Source organism: Microbulbifer variabilis ATCC 700307 (assembly GCF_000380565.1).
Classification (GTDB): domain Bacteria; phylum Pseudomonadota; class Gammaproteobacteria; order Pseudomonadales; family Cellvibrionaceae; genus Microbulbifer; species Microbulbifer variabilis.
In genome coordinates this window covers 422,813-437,228 of record NZ_AQYJ01000026.1, presented here as the reverse complement: position 1 = coordinate 437,228, position 14,416 = coordinate 422,813, and the positions used below count along the sequence as shown (strand labels likewise).

At 51.1% G+C, this 14,416-nt stretch carries 12 protein-coding genes and 1 pseudogene; 12 read left to right on the top strand and 1 reads right to left on the bottom strand.

Annotation, left to right across the window (positions count from 1 at the left end; all coding sequences use genetic code 11):
- Window positions 1-15: 15 nt before the first annotated feature.
- Window positions 16-786, bottom strand: coding sequence for a type I methionyl aminopeptidase (gene map / locus G367_RS0112780; RefSeq protein ID WP_020413528.1), 771 nt, complete (start codon window positions 784-786; stop codon window positions 16-18).
- A 305-nt stretch (window positions 787-1,091) separates the two neighbouring features.
- On the opposite strand from map, the gene rpsB reads away from it, so the two are divergent.
- The 12 genes and pseudogenes from rpsB (at window position 1,092) to lpxD (ending at window position 14,373) form a co-directional block, all read left to right on the top strand.
- Window positions 1,092-1,838, top strand: coding sequence for a 30S ribosomal protein S2 (gene rpsB, locus G367_RS0112775; RefSeq protein WP_020413527.1), 747 nt, complete (start codon window positions 1,092-1,094; stop codon window positions 1,836-1,838).
- A 113-nt stretch (window positions 1,839-1,951) separates the two neighbouring features.
- A complete protein-coding gene (tsf, locus tag G367_RS0112770; RefSeq protein WP_020413526.1) occupies window positions 1,952-2,815 on the top strand; it encodes a translation elongation factor Ts in 864 nt (287 codons plus the stop codon).
- Window positions 2,816-2,976: 161 nt separating this feature from the next.
- Window positions 2,977-3,714 carry a UMP kinase gene (pyrH, locus tag G367_RS0112765; protein ID WP_020413525.1) on the top strand — a complete coding sequence of 246 codons (738 nt, stop codon included), beginning with the start codon at window positions 2,977-2,979 and terminating at the stop codon, window positions 3,712-3,714.
- Window positions 3,711-4,268: a ribosome recycling factor gene (gene frr / locus G367_RS0112760; protein WP_020413524.1), complete on the top strand. Its 558-nt coding sequence runs from the start codon at window positions 3,711-3,713 to the stop codon at window positions 4,266-4,268. The genes pyrH and frr overlap by 4 nt, the downstream gene beginning before the upstream one ends.
- A complete protein-coding gene (gene uppS, locus G367_RS0112755) occupies window positions 4,268-5,017 on the top strand; it encodes a polyprenyl diphosphate synthase (RefSeq protein ID WP_020413523.1) in 750 nt (249 codons plus the stop codon). The genes frr and uppS overlap by 1 nt, the downstream gene beginning before the upstream one ends.
- Window positions 5,018-5,143: 126 nt before the next feature.
- Window positions 5,144-5,989 (top strand): phosphatidate cytidylyltransferase, encoded by an 846-nt coding sequence (locus G367_RS0112750; protein ID WP_020413522.1) that lies wholly within the window; start codon window positions 5,144-5,146, stop codon window positions 5,987-5,989.
- 122 nt (window positions 5,990-6,111) lie between these two features.
- Window positions 6,112-7,296, top strand: a complete 1,185-nt coding sequence (gene ispC / locus G367_RS0112745; protein WP_020413521.1) for a 1-deoxy-D-xylulose-5-phosphate reductoisomerase — start codon at window positions 6,112-6,114, stop codon at window positions 7,294-7,296.
- A 57-nt stretch (window positions 7,297-7,353) separates the two neighbouring features.
- Window positions 7,354-8,709, top strand: a complete 1,356-nt coding sequence (gene rseP, locus G367_RS0112740) for an RIP metalloprotease RseP (protein WP_020413520.1) — start codon at window positions 7,354-7,356, stop codon at window positions 8,707-8,709.
- Between the two features lie 114 nt (window positions 8,710-8,823).
- A pseudogene (bamA, locus tag G367_RS23820) lies at window positions 8,824-10,050 on the top strand (outer membrane protein assembly factor BamA); the annotation flags it as partial.
- A 112-nt stretch (window positions 10,051-10,162) separates the two neighbouring features.
- Entirely contained in the window at window positions 10,163-12,712 is a 2,550-nt protein-coding gene (bamA, locus tag G367_RS0112730) for an outer membrane protein assembly factor BamA (protein WP_020413518.1), read from the top strand.
- A 70-nt stretch (window positions 12,713-12,782) separates the two neighbouring features.
- Complete coding sequence (locus G367_RS0112725; RefSeq protein WP_020413517.1) at window positions 12,783-13,298, top strand: OmpH/Skp family outer membrane protein; 516 nt, start codon at window positions 12,783-12,785, stop codon at window positions 13,296-13,298.
- Window positions 13,299-13,311: 13 nt separating this feature from the next.
- Window positions 13,312-14,373 carry a UDP-3-O-(3-hydroxymyristoyl)glucosamine N-acyltransferase gene (gene lpxD / locus G367_RS0112720; RefSeq protein WP_040628788.1) on the top strand — a complete coding sequence of 354 codons (1,062 nt, stop codon included), beginning with the start codon at window positions 13,312-13,314 and terminating at the stop codon, window positions 14,371-14,373.
- Window positions 14,374-14,416: the final 43 nt, after the last annotated feature.

Sequence of the window (14,416 nt, the reverse complement as noted above, 5' to 3'; positions counted from 1 at the left end):
AGCTAGGCGCACGGGCTAAAACTGTTCCTCACTGCGGGCGGTTAAAACCTCAACACCATTGCTGGTGACCGCCATAGTGTGCTCCCACTGGGCGGACAGGCGGCGATCTTTGGTGATTGCAGTCCAGCCGTCGCCGAGAACGCGGGTGGCGGCTTTGCCGGCATTGATCATTGGCTCAATGGTAAAGGTCATGCCCTCCTGCAGCACTTCGCCGGTTCCAGGCTGGCCGTAGTGCAGAATTTGAGGCTCCTCATGGAATACATCGCCGATACCATGACCGCAGAAGTCGCGCACTACGGTGTAGTAGTTTTTCTCGGCATGTTGCTGAATCACATGGCCAATATCGCCTAGGGTAGTGCCTGGGCGCACAATCTCAATAGCTTTGTACATGCACTCCTGAGTTACCCGCACCAGCCGCTCGGCATGTGCGGCTGGCTTGCCAACAAAAAACATCTTGCTGGTATCTCCAAACCAGCCATCTTTGATCACGGTGACATCAATATTGATGATGTCGCCTTTTTTCAGCACTTTACTTTCGGAGGGTATGCCGTGGCAGACCACTTCGTTGACAGATGTACAGATGGACTTTGGGAAGCCGCGGTAGCCGAGGCATGCGGGTATGGCCTTTTGCACGTTAACGATGTGTTCATGGCAGCGCCGGTCCAGTTCTTCCGTAGTGACACCGGGAATGACATGCTCGCCAATCATCTCCAGGACCTCTGCTGCGAGGCGGCCTGCGATACGCATCTTGGCAATCTGTTCCGGGGTCTTAATGGCTGAAGTCATGCGTGTCCTTAGGTCAGTAGTTGAAGGCGGGCTGTACCCACCGCGGCGCGATATTGTAGCGGATTGCCGGCGGCTGGGCATAGCTCACAGGCATGGAGGCGCTGCGTGCGTTGGACACAACCCCTGCGCGCCAAATTCTCGACTGTCCTTCACTCGGGTGCTGGATTGTGGTATAAAGCGCGCCGCTCCGGGATGCTCCCGGGGTGAAAATGCCGCACACGCATCGGCACATGTGTCTGGGTGCCTCAGAAGGGGTTGACGCATGGGATGTGTGGAGGACTAACCCGTATATTTAGAGGTTTATTATGCCGCAAGTAAGCATGCGCGATATGCTGCAGGCTGGTGTTCACTTTGGTCACCAGACTCGTTACTGGAACCCGAAGATGGGTCAATACATCTTTGGTGCCCGCAACAAAATTCATATCATCAACCTGGAGCACACTGTACCGGCTTTCAATGAAGCCCTGCAGGTGATCAAGGGGATGGCTGCTCAAAAGAAAAAGATTATGTTTGTTGGCACCAAGCGTGCTGCACAGAAATCTATCAAAGAGCAGGCTGAGCGCTGTGGCCAGCCATATGTCAGCAACCGCTGGCTGGGTGGTATGCTCACCAACTATAAAACCATTCGCGCTTCCATCAAGCGTTTCCGCGACCTGGAAGTTCAGTCCCAGGACGGTACTTTCGAGAAGCTGACCAAGAAAGAAGCCCTGATGCGTACTCGCACCATGGATAAGCTCGAGCGCTCCATCGGTGGTATCAAGGATATGGGCGGCCTGCCCGATGCGATCTTCGTAATCGATGTTGAGCACGAGCGCATTGCTATCCAGGAAGCCAACAAGCTGGGCATCCCCGTAATTGGTGTTGTTGATACCAATAGCGACCCGATTGGTGTTGACTACGTAATTCCCGGTAACGACGACGCTATTCGCGCGATCAAGCTGTACACCACTGTTGTAGCCGATGCGGTTCTCGCCGGTGCAGCTGAAGCTGGCAGCGCAGTGAATAAAGACGAGTACGTCGAAGCTAGCGATGACGAAGCTGCTGCAGAGTAATTTGCAGGGCGAAGTGGTGTAACCCAATAGCGTTACATTGCGAACTCAAAAAGGGGCCCAAATTACGGCCCCTTTTTTCTAATTTTTAGTGACAGAACCCCGAGGAAAGAATCATGGCGATTACCGCGTCTATGGTAAAAGAACTGCGTGAGCGCACCGGCCTGCCAATGATGGAGTGTAAGAAAGCACTCACCGCAGCGGATGGCGATATCGAGAAAGCAATCGAAGATCTGCGCAAAGCCTCTGGCCTGAAGGCTGCAAAGAAAGCTGGCCGCACCGCTGCCGACGGCGTTGTTGCCGCTAAAGTTGCTGAAGATGGCAGCTTCGGTGTGTTGATCGAGGTGAACTCTGAAACTGATTTCGTTGCCCGTGACGATAACTTCCAGGCTTTTGTTGCCAAGGTTGTTGATAAGGCATTTACTGAGCGCCAACAGGATGTCGCTGCCCTGATGGAAGGTGAGCTGGAAACTGCTCGCGAAGCACTGGTTCAAAAGATCGGCGAGAACATTGGTGTGCGCCGGATCGAGCTGGTTGAAGCCCCGGTCGTGGGTGCCTATGTACACTCCAACAATCGTATTGCGGCTCTGGTCGCTCTGAGCGCTGGTGAGGTTGAGCTGGCAAAAGACGTCGCCATGCACGTAACCGCAGTTAACCCTCAGGTAAACAAGCCGGAAGATATGCCTGCCGACGTTCTGGAAAAAGAGAAGGATATCATCAAGGCCCAGCCAGATATGGAAGGCAAGCCGGCTGAAATCGTAGAGAAGATGATGGGTGGTCGTATCAAGAAGTTCCTGAAAGAGAACAGCTTGGTAGAGCAGCCGTTCGTTAAGAATCCAGACGTGAGCATTGGCAAGCTGGTTAAAGATGCCGGTGCTGATGTAACTTCTTTCATTCGCTTCGAAGTGGGTGAAGGTATCGAAAAAGAAGAAGTTGATTTTGCAGCGGAAGTTGCCGCTCAGGTTAAATCCTCTTCCTGATCGAATAATGTGGGTGCCTCGGTACCCGCTCACGGTGGGGTGCTTCCGCTGGGGGTCTTATGCCTACAGCGGGGCACCCCTCTGTGTAATTGACTGAAAGTGTTGTAATGTTCGGCGGCAATACTTGGCCACTAAACAGGTACATTTGAGAGGACCGACGAATGCCCGGTATTAAAGACCGCAAATATAAAAGAATTCTGTTAAAGCTCAGCGGCGAAGAGCTGATGGGCGACCAGGGCTTTGGTATCAGCCCCAAGGTGCTGGATAAGATGGCCCTGGAAATTGGCCAGCTCGTCGGTATTGGTGTTCAGGTTGGTTTGGTTGTGGGCGGGGGTAACCTGTTTCGCGGAGCGGCACTGAGTGCTGCGGGCCTTGATCGGGTAACCGGCGATCATATGGGAATGTTGGCCACGGTGATGAATGCCCTGGCCCTGCGCGATGCCCTGGAGAGATCCGATATCTCTTCGCGAGTTATGTCCTCAATCCAGATGAGCGGCATTGTGGATCACTATGACCGCCGCGCAGCAATTCGCTATTTGGAGCGTGGCGAGGTGCTGATTTTTGCTGCGGGAACTGGCAATCCGTTTTTTACCACGGACTCTGCAGCCTGTTTGCGCGGGATTGAAATTGAGGCTGAGCTGGTATTGAAAGCCACAAAGGTGGATGGTGTTTACTCGGCTGATCCGGTCCTGGATCCGAGTGCAACTCGCTATGATCAGCTCACCTATGACGAGGTTCTGGATAAGAAGCTAGGCGTAATGGATTTAACTGCAATCTGCCTCTGCCGGGAGCACAACATGCCTGTGCGGGTGTTCCGCATGGATAAGACCGGGGCGCTGCTCAATATTGTTGTGGGCGGTGAGGAAGGCACGCTAATCGAAGAGGAAGTGAAATCGTGATTGAAGATATCAAAAAAGACGCTAAGACTCGTATGGGCAAGGCGCTCGACGCACTGGCCAATAATTTCAATAAAATTCGCACCGGCCGCGCGCACCCGAGTATTCTCGACGGTATTCATGTTTCCTACTATGGCTCCGATACTCCACTGTCTCAGGTTGCCAACGTCACTGTTGAGGATGCGCGTACCTTGTCGGTAACTCCCTGGGAGAAGAATCTGGTTCCGGATATCGAGAAGGCAATCATGAAGTCCGATCTGGGTCTGAACCCCAGTACTGCCGGAGCGGTTATTCGTATTCCGATGCCGATGCTGACCGAAGAGACTCGAAAGAACTTTATTCGTCAGGCTCGCGGCGAGGCTGAGACTGCGCGTGTATCTATCCGCAATATCCGTCGTGATTCTTTGGCGGAAGTGAAGTCCCTGGTAAAGGACAAAGAAATCTCTGAGGACGACGAACGTCGTGCTGGCGATGATATTCAGAAGATTACAGATCAGTTTGTTGCGGATGTTGATAAATCACTCGCGGTCAAAGAAAAAGACCTGATGGAAATTTAATGAGCATCGGTGGTACCGAGCTGACTAGCCCCAGGCATATTGCCATCATCATGGATGGCAATGGTCGCTGGGCCGCCCGCAGGGGGCTCGCTCCCTCAGCGGGCCACAAAGCCGGAGTCGAGCGTATTCGCGATCTCCTTTCTGCGTGTAGGAGCCGCGGGGTTGAAGTTCTGACATTGTTCGCCTTTTCCAGTGAGAACTGGCAGCGCCCGCCCAAAGAGGTGGAGCTCTTAATGAGCCTGTTTCACTCATATTTGCGCAAAGAGGCCCGTCGTATGTGCGATGAAGGTATTCGTTTGCGGGTGATTGGGCGTCGCGATCGTTTCTCCCCCCGATTACAGCGTGCAATAGCTGAAGCGGAGGAGATTACTCGAGAGGGTAGTCAGGGTAACTTGGTTATTGCTGCTGACTATGGCGGGCGTTGGGATATTACTCAGGCAGCACGCCAATTAGCGGAACAAGTGTTAAAAGGTGAACGCTCGCTCGATGCTATCGACGAAGAGGCAGTCGGTAGCAATATACAACTCGCCGATTTGCCTGCGGTGGATCTGCTGATAAGATCCAGTGGAGAGCAACGTATCAGCAATTTTATTTTATGGCAGGCCGCCTACAGCGAACTCTATTTTACAGATACACTGTGGCCTGACTTTGGTGAGGCCGCTCTGGATGCGGCAATTGCGGCATTTCAACAGCGCGATCGTCGTTTCGGCGGCCGGGCTGGCGAAGGGGACACGGCTGCGCAGGCCTGATTGATATTGGGCCGGAGGCGCGGCTATTTTTTTGCCTGTGTGAAATTTAGGAATACTACACCGGGGTATTCCGGGTCGCGAGAAGAGTGCGATCTGAAATGCGGGTCCAGATGAAAGGGGTTTTCGGTGCTAAAACAAAGAATAATTACTGCGCTGGTATTGCTGGTACTGTTTGCAGGGGTGCTATTTTTTCTGCCGATACAGTGGTATACGCTGGTTTTTGTCGCTGTAGTATTGCTGGGCGGCTGGGAGTGGGCCAATCTTTCTAATCTGAATCGCGCTCTGCGTTTCGTTTTTCTTGCATTACTGGGTGGTACTCTTGTTCTAACCGCGCAGTATGTATTTTCTATGGAGTTTGCTTCACCGGATATAGATCGAGCCCGTCAGATATTGGCGGTGGCCTGCGGCTGGTGGGCTCTTGCTTTCCTTTGGGTCCAGAGCTACCCCGCCAGCGCTATGCTTTGGGGCAATCGCTGGGTGCGCGGCATGGTGGGACTGTTGGTTCTTGTGCCCAGCTGGCTCTCTCTTGTGATTCTCCGAGGACTTGATCACGGTGCCTGGTTGGTGCTCTATGTAGTCGCTATTGTTGTGGCGGCAGATGTGGGCGCTTATTTCGTAGGACGCAAGTACGGTAGACGCAAACTGGCGCGCGAAGTCAGCCCAGGCAAATCTTGGGAGGGCTTTTTTGGTGGTCTTGGGGCATGCCTGATACTTGCACTTGGGACCTCATTCTTATTTGCACTGCCTTTAAAGAACACTCTTCTCTTTACCTTTGGTGTCCTTGTCACTGCTCTTGCTTCTGTAATAGGCGATCTCCTGGAAAGCATGTTCAAGCGACATCGGGGTATCAAGGACAGCAGCCATATACTACCAGGGCACGGGGGGATTATGGACAGGCTCGACAGCCTTTCCGCTGCTCTGCCGGTATTTACTATGGCCGCTCTCGCCAGTGAGTTACCCAAGTATCTGTAATGGGCTCATTTGCCCTTTTGAACTCTTTTCCGGTGTTATGTCATTTTGTTCGCACTGCCTCAGGTTGGCGAGGTGTGAGTGGAGTGATGGCGCCAACAGTTTCCCAGGTTTAGCGAGCGCTCATGCAAGGTAATTCCCCACAGGCGGTAACCGTACTAGGCTCCACAGGCTCAATCGGAGTTAGTACGCTGGATGTACTTGCCCGCCATCCGCAGCAGTACTCAATATTTGCCTTGACCGCCAATGAGAGAGTGGCGGAGCTAGCTCAGCAGTGCCGCAGATTTAATCCCCGCTATGCCGTGGTTAACGGTGCTGAAAAGGCTGAAGACTTACGGGCGCTGCTAGCAGAGGGAGTGGATACTGAAGTGCTATCGGGTGCCGAGGGCCTATGTCGGGTAGCCTCAGAGGATGAGACTGATGTGGTGATGGCGGCAATCGTCGGTGCTGCCGGCTTACGCCCGACACTTGCGGCGGTTGAGGCTGGGAAAAAAGTGCTGCTCGCCAATAAAGAGGCGCTGGTTATGGCTGGCCCTGTATTCCTGCGAGCCCTGCATGCCAGCGGCGCCCAGTTGTTACCTGTGGACAGTGAGCACAACGCAATTTTCCAGTGTTTACCATCTCCGTGTGAGAGCTTGGAAGAGGCGGGTGTGGAGAAAATTTTACTTACAGGTTCCGGGGGGCCTTTCCGTACACGCGATACCGGCGATCTATATAAGGTGACACCAGACGAAGCTTGTGCACACCCAAATTGGTCCATGGGGCGGAAGATTTCGGTGGATTCCGCCACCATGATGAACAAAGGGTTGGAATTTATTGAGGCCTGCTACCTGTTCAATGCACGACCGGAGCAAATTGAGGTGGTGGTGCATCCGCAGAGCATTATTCACTCTATGGTCCAGTATAGGGATGGATCACTGCTTGCTCAGATGGGGAACCCGGACATGCGTACGCCAATAGCCCATGCTCTAGCCTTTCCTAAGCGGATTGATGCCGGGGTGCCTGCTCTCGACTTAATTACTCAGGGGCGGTTGGATTTTGAAGCCCCTGACTATCAACGCTTTCCTTGCCTGCGCCTGGCCCAGGAGGCTATTGACATGGGAGGAAGTGCGCCTACGGTGCTGAATGCAGCAAATGAAATCGCGGTTGAGGCGTTTTTACAGGGGCGCATTGCGTTTACTAGTATTGCAGCTGCTATAGAAAAAGTGATGAATAGCACTGCGGTAGTTGAACTGACGGGGCTGGACGCAGTCGAAACCATTGATCTCAATGCGCGGGAGCTGACTGAGCGAACCCTTGGGGCGCTCTAATAAGTCGGTAGGCGTATAATGCCGGGGTTTGCGCATGAAAAGAGACTGTAACTGAGTATGGATTTAATTCAGACGGCAATCTGGGCCTTGGTGGCTCTCGGTGTACTGGTATCCTTCCACGAGTTTGGACACTTTCTTGTAGCACGTCTCTGTGGAGTCAAGGTGCTGCGTTTTTCCGTGGGCTTTGGCCGCCGCCTCATTTCCCGTTATGACCGCCACGGTACAGAATTTACTATTTCGGCTATTCCTCTTGGCGGTTACGTCAAGATGCTTGATGAGCGGGAGGGCAAAGTTGCCAGTCATGAACTGGATCATGCTTTCAATCGCAAGAGTGTCTGGGCGCGAATGGCAATTGCTGCTGCAGGGCCGGCCGCAAACTTCCTATTGGCAATAGTACTCTTTTGGGTAGTGTTTATGGGGGGCAGTGCCGGCCCAGTACCCATCATTAGCGCGGTAAAACCCGGAAGTATCGCCGAGGTAGCAGGGCTGGAGTCCGGTCAGGAAATTATTGCCGTCGATGGTCAGAGCACACCAACCTGGCAGGCTCTGAATTGGCGCTTAGCGAATCGCCTAGGCGACAGTGGAAGCATCGAGTTTTCCGTACGCTATCCAGATTCCAATCTTGAGTACCAAATGGTCGCGGATATCAACCGCTGGCTATCAGGCAAAGAGGTAGCTGACCCGCTGTCTGAGGTGGGTTTGGAGCTCTGGACGCCGCCCGTGAGTATGAAACTTCACAGTGTTTCCAAGGGGAGCCCTGCCAGTGCCGCGGGGATTCGCCCCGGAGATGAGATAGTGGGAACTGATGGGCGGGCCTTTTCCGGTTGGAAAGAGTGGAGTGAATATGTTCGTGCCCGCGCCGGTGTGCCTCTCCAGGTAGAGGTTGATCGCCAGGGGCAGCGCTTGGCGCTTTCGGTAACTCCAGCAGAAGTGGCACTGGATAGCGGTGAGCGAATCGGCCGTATAGGGGTTAGCCCTATAACTGAGCGCTGGCCGGAGGAGCGGGTGCGGGTTTTTCACTACGGAGTTCTGGGGGCTTTTTCAAAGGGTTTACAGGAGACCTGGGATAAAACTGTATTCACCCTGAATAGCTTGAAAAAGTTGATATTTGGTCAACTTTCAACCAAAAACTTGAGTGGTCCAATCACCATTGCTAAAGTGGCGGGTACTTCTGCAGAAGCTGGATGGCAGTCATTCTTGTCACTTTTGGCCCTGCTCAGTATCAGTCTCGGTGTACTCAATCTGCTACCTATTCCGGTACTCGATGGTGGTCACCTTCTTTACTACGGTATTGAGGCGATCAAGGGCTCTCCTGTTTCTGAGAGGGTTCAGATGATCGGGCTGCAGGTAGGTATGGCTCTCGTGCTCTGCATTATGGGGCTTGCGCTATACAACGATATTTTGCGCTTGTAATTTGAGAAAAAATTCTGACTCACCGATTGGATGTGAAAAATTGTGCTTGGGATAGGGAGCTCTCTTGTAATGCTGAAACTCCTGAATTGCAGTTAGTAAGGTCTGGAATAGTAGATGAATTACTTCCTGAAAGCGGTCTCCCTCGGCCTGATGCTGGCAGTGAGTGCTATGGCACAGTCGTTCGTGGTCAGCGATATCCGTGTGGAGGGATTACAACGCGTTTCTGCAGGCACAGTTTTCTCGGAACTTCCGGTGCGCGTCGGCGATGAACTCGAAGCAATGGAAGTCCAGGGCTTAACGCGTGCGCTATTTCGTACCGGTTATTTTGAGGATATTCAGATAAGTCGTGAGAACGATATCCTCGTTATTATTGTTCGGGAGAGGCCTGCTATCTCCAGTATCGAGATAAATGGGAATAAGGCGATTGCCACAGAAGACCTGCTGAAAGGTATGGAGGAAAATGGTCTGGCTGAAGGGCACATCTTTAAGCGGGCAACTCTCGAAGGCTTGGCTAAGGAGCTTGAGCGTCAGTATGTGGCCCAGGGCCGTTATGGTGCCAATGTGGAGGCGGAGGTGAAGGAATTACCGCGCAACCAAGTGAAACTTCGCGTAACCGTTGATGAAGGTTCTGTTGCAGCAATTAAGCATATCAACATCGTCGGGAATCGGGTTTTTTCAGATGAAGAGCTTAAAGGGATCTTTGAGTTGCGGACTACCGGTTGGCTATCCTGGTTGCGCAGAGATGACAAATATTCTCGTGAAAAGCTGACTGGCGACCTGGAGCGCCTACAGTCTTATTACTTGGATCGCGGGTATTTGGGATTTCAGATTGATTCTACACAAGTATCCCTGAGCCCGGACAAGAAGAGCGTGTTTATTACAGTCAATATGACTGAAGGCGATATTTATACAGTTGGTGAAGTGGAACTCGCCGGCGACCCGGTAGTACCTGAGGAGGAAATCAGGCGTCTGCTGCTAGTGCGTGAAGGAGAGACTTTTTCCCAGGTGAAAATGACTACAACTTCTGACTTTATTGCACAGCGATTGGGTAACAAAGGTTACGCTTTTGCGGATGTAAATGGTATTCCAGAGGCGGATAAAGAAGATAAGACGGTAAAAGTTACTTTCTTTATCAATCCGGGTAAGCGCGTTTACGTACGGCGTATTAGTTTTCGCGGAAATACTCGTACAGCGGATGAAGTTTTACGTCGAGAGTTGCGCCAGATGGAATCTGCTTTAGCTTCTTCCGCCCGTATTGAACAATCCAAAGCGCGTCTCGAACGCCTTGGTTACCTCAAGGTTGTAGAAGTTAAGACCGTTGAGGTACCTAGAACCTCAGACTAGATTGATATCGAATGGACGTTAGAGGAAAACCCTCAGCTGTTGGGGGAAACGGGGCACTAATCGGTGCCATAACTTCTGGATTGCGAATAAAAAGACCTGGAATTAGTAGATGAAAGATTTCCTGAAAGCGGCCTCCCTCGGCCTAGTGCTGCCACTGAGTGCTTTAGCACAGTCGTTCGTGGTCAACGATATCCGCGTGGAAGGATTACAACGTGTCTCTGCCGGCACAGTTTTCTCTGCTCTGCCAGTTAGGGTGGGAGATGAAATCGAGTCTGTTGAGATTCAGAGTGCAACCAGGGCACTGTTTCGTACAGGGTATTTCGAGGATATCCAGATAGGTCGCGAGAATGGCGTCTTGGTAGTGACTGTCCGGGAGCGTCCGGCCATTTCAAAAATAGAAATTACTGGCAACAAGGCAATTTCAACTGAAGATCTGTTGAAGGGCATGCATGACAACGGTTTGTCGGAAGGGCAGATCTTTAAGCGCGCTACCCTCGAAGGGCTTGCCCAGGAGCTTGAACGCCAGTATGTGGCTCAGGGCCGCTATGGTGCCAGTGTCAAAACAGAAGTGAAGGAGCTGCCACGCAATCAGGTTGAGCTCCGAGTGATCGTTGATGAGGGATCTGTCGCTGCGATTAAGCACATCAATGTTGTAGGAAACAAGGCTTTCTCCGACGAGGAGCTTGCAGAGATTTTTGAGCTGCAAACAACCGGTTGGCTGTCCTGGTTGCGCAGTGATGATAAGTATTCCCGAGAGAAACTGACAGGTGACTTAGAGCGCCTGGAGTCTTACTATCTGGATCGCGGCTATTTAGATTTTCAGATCGATTCCACCCAAGTTTCTCTGAGCCCTGACAAGCAGAGCGTTTTCATTACTGTCAATGTAATTGAAGGTGATGTTTACACGGTGAGTGATGTAGAGCTTGCGGGTGATCCGGTAGTAGGGGAAGAGGAAATCAAGCGCCTACTTCTGGTGCGGGAAGGGCAAACATTCTCTCAGGTGAGAATGACAACAACTTCAGATTACATTACCAAGCGGCTTGGCAACGAAGGCTACACCTTCGCCGAGGTGAATGGTATTCCCGAGCCAAACAAAGAAGAAAAGACGGTAAAAATCACCTTCTTTATTAACCCAGGCAAGCGCGCTTATGTACGCCGTATTAGCTTCCGTGGGAATACGCGTACCGCTGACGAGGTATTGCGTCGTGAATTGCGACAAATGGAATCGGCTTCGGCTTCTTCTGCCCGTATCGAGCAATCCAAGGTGCGCCTTGAGCGTCTTGGTTATTTCAAGGGGGTAGAGGTTGAAACTACAGAGGTTCCGGGTACCTCGGATCAGATTGATGTTGAGTATACTGTTGAGGAGCAACCCTCTGGCTCTATTGGAGGCACCCTAGGCTGGGCCCAGAGCAGTGGCCTCGTTCTCGGGGCAAATATCCAAGAAAATAACTGGCTGGGCACGGGTAAGTCGGTAGGAATCGGGTTGAATGTATCTACCTATCAGACAGCACTTAATTTTTCTTATGCAGACCCTTACTTTACGCCGGATGGTGTTAGTCGTGGGTTTAATGTCTTCTTCCGTGAGAATGATTACTCAGAGGTAAACCTCTCAGACTACAACACCACAACTTACGGTGGCGGGGTAAGCTTTGGTTATCCTGTTTCAGAAATTTCCCGAGTAGGGTTGAATGTTGGCTTTAGTCATCTGGAACTTTCTGCATCAGGCCGCTCTGTTCAGGAAATTAAATCAAGCCCTTTACCTATTGAGGGGCTTGATGACACCGTTACCATAGATGGATCTGCAGCGGTAGACTTGGCGCTAGATAATGATGAGGCGTTAGACGAATCAATGCCTCTGGATGAAGGCTTATTGAATACAGATTTAAATGGTTTTATTGATCGTTATGGGGATGCATTTAATAACCTTACTTTGACTACTTCCTATGCGCGCTCAACTTTGAACAGGGGCATATTGGCTACTAGGGGAGCCTCACAAAATTTCTCAGCAGAGTTTACGGTTCCAGGTAGTGACTTGGAGTACTATAAATTTGTTTATACCGGCCAATATTTCCGTCCTCTAACAAAAAGCTTGACTCTACGCTTACGTACTCGGTTAGGGTATGGGGATGGTTATGGTGACCTGAATGAGCTTCCCTTCTTTGAGAATTTTTATGCGGGTGGGTTTGGTTCAGTTCGAGGCTTTGAACGTAATACTTTAGGCCCTAGATCCACACCTGCAGAATTTTATGTTGGTGCTAGTTGTGCGACCGATGGTGAGATAATTACTAAAGAATGTTACTTGCTGGATACTGATGGTACGTTGGCTACTTCTTCAGTCGATGATGCCGATCCATTCGGAGGTAATATTTTGATTGAAGGTAGTGCTGAAGTAATCTTCCCATTACCTTTTATCAAGGATCAGCGCTCCTTGCAGTCTGCCTTCTTTATTGATGCGGGTAATGTTTTCGATACCAATTGTGATGAAACCCAGATCAACTGTTACGATGTGGATTTTGGCAAGATGAATGTTTCTGCAGGTGTGGGCTTGACTTGGGTGACAGGCTTTGGTCCCCTGACGTTTAGTTTGGCTAAGGCCCTGAAGAAAAACGAGGATGATGATGTGGAAGTGTTCCAGTTTACTCTGGGTAATAGCTTCTGATTTCATTAGGAAAAATTAAATTAGGCGCGTTAAAAGCGCATATAAAATAAAATCAATTGGAGAGACCAAAGTGCTTAAGAATGTAAAAGTTATTGCAATCCTGCTGGCCGGTATCACCTTGTCTGGAGCTGCCTTGGCGCAGACCAAGGTAGCTGTATTTAACCTGCAGGCTGCGATCATGAGCACCGACGTAGCCAAGACAAAGGTCAATTCTTTGAAGACCAGCTCTGAATATTCCAAACTGCAAAGTAGTGCAGAATCTATTCGTTCCGAACTGCAGAAAATGGCTGAAGATGCACAGAAAAACAGTGTCACCTGGTCCGATGAGCAGAAGACCGAGTATCAGCGTAAAATGAATTTCAAGCGCTCTGATTTTGAGACTACGGTCAAAAAGTTGCGTGCGATGGAGGCTCAGGTCGGTCAGGAAATCCAGGGCTCCCTTGGCCCTAAAGCCAAAACTGCACTGGAAGCAATTATTAAAGAGCAGAAACTGGACTTGGTTCTTGATGCCTCTACCGCCTACTTCGCAAACCCTGAAGTTGATCTAACTCAGGATGTTGTAAAGCGCATGAACGCAGCCAAGTAAGTATTATCCCTGTATGAGACACAATTTGTCCTTGGCCCAGCTCGCACTAGAGCTGGGCGCTGAGTTGCGTATGGCACCAGATGTCAGTCAAGACCAGGAAATTAGCAGCCTTAACACCCTGCAGGATGCCGTGTCTGACCAACTGACCTTCCTGGCAAATCCCAGTTATCGTCGCTTCCTTAAAACCACTAGCGCTGGAGCGGTATTGGTTACAACTGAATTTGTCGATGAGTGCCCGGTTTCCACCCTGTGCGTGGATAACCCCTATTTGGCTTTCGCACGTGCAAGTGCCTTATTTAATACGGCACCAGAAGCTGAAGCCGGTGTGCATCCAGCAGCGGTAATTCACCCAAAAGCTACGGTTGATCCCTCGGCCAGTGTGGGTGCTGGCGCTGTTGTGGAAGCTCATGTATCAGTAGGTCCCCGCGTTACTGTGGGAGCCAACTGCTTTGTGGGGGAGGGAAGTATTCTTGAGGAGGGGAGCTGCCTCTACGCTGGTGCTATCGTGCATCACGGCTGCAGGGTTGGGCGGGATTGTATTATCCATAGCCAAGTAGTGATCGGCGCTGATGGTTTTGGCTTTGCACCCCATAAGGGAGAGTGGATCAAGATCTATCAGCTCGGTGGAGTCGATATTGGTGATGAAGTTGAAATTGGAGCCAATACTTGTATTGACCGGGGAGCTTTGGGCGATACGGTAGTGGGTCGCGGAGTCAAGATCGACAATTTGGTTCAAATCGCGCACAATGTGCGAATTGGTGACTACTCAGCCATAGCCGCCTGTACCGGTATAGCAGGCAGTGCAATCATCGGAAAGCATTGCGCTCTGGGTGGCAGTTCGCGTATTGCGGGGCACGTAACGGTAGCTGATGGCTGCCAGGTTACGGCCAATACTTTTGTGACCAAATCCATTGATAGCCCGGGCATTTACTCCGGTGGTTTGCCATTCTCTGATAGCCAATCCTGGCGTCGCAACGCTGTGCGTTTTGGGCAGCTGGATAAAATGGCCCGCAAAGTGAAGGACTTGGAAAAGAAGTTGGATGAATTGTCCCGTCGAAGCGGCAAGAATGAGTAGTCCAGCCGGTAAGAATTGATCAAATATTGTTTTTGTTGTTTTC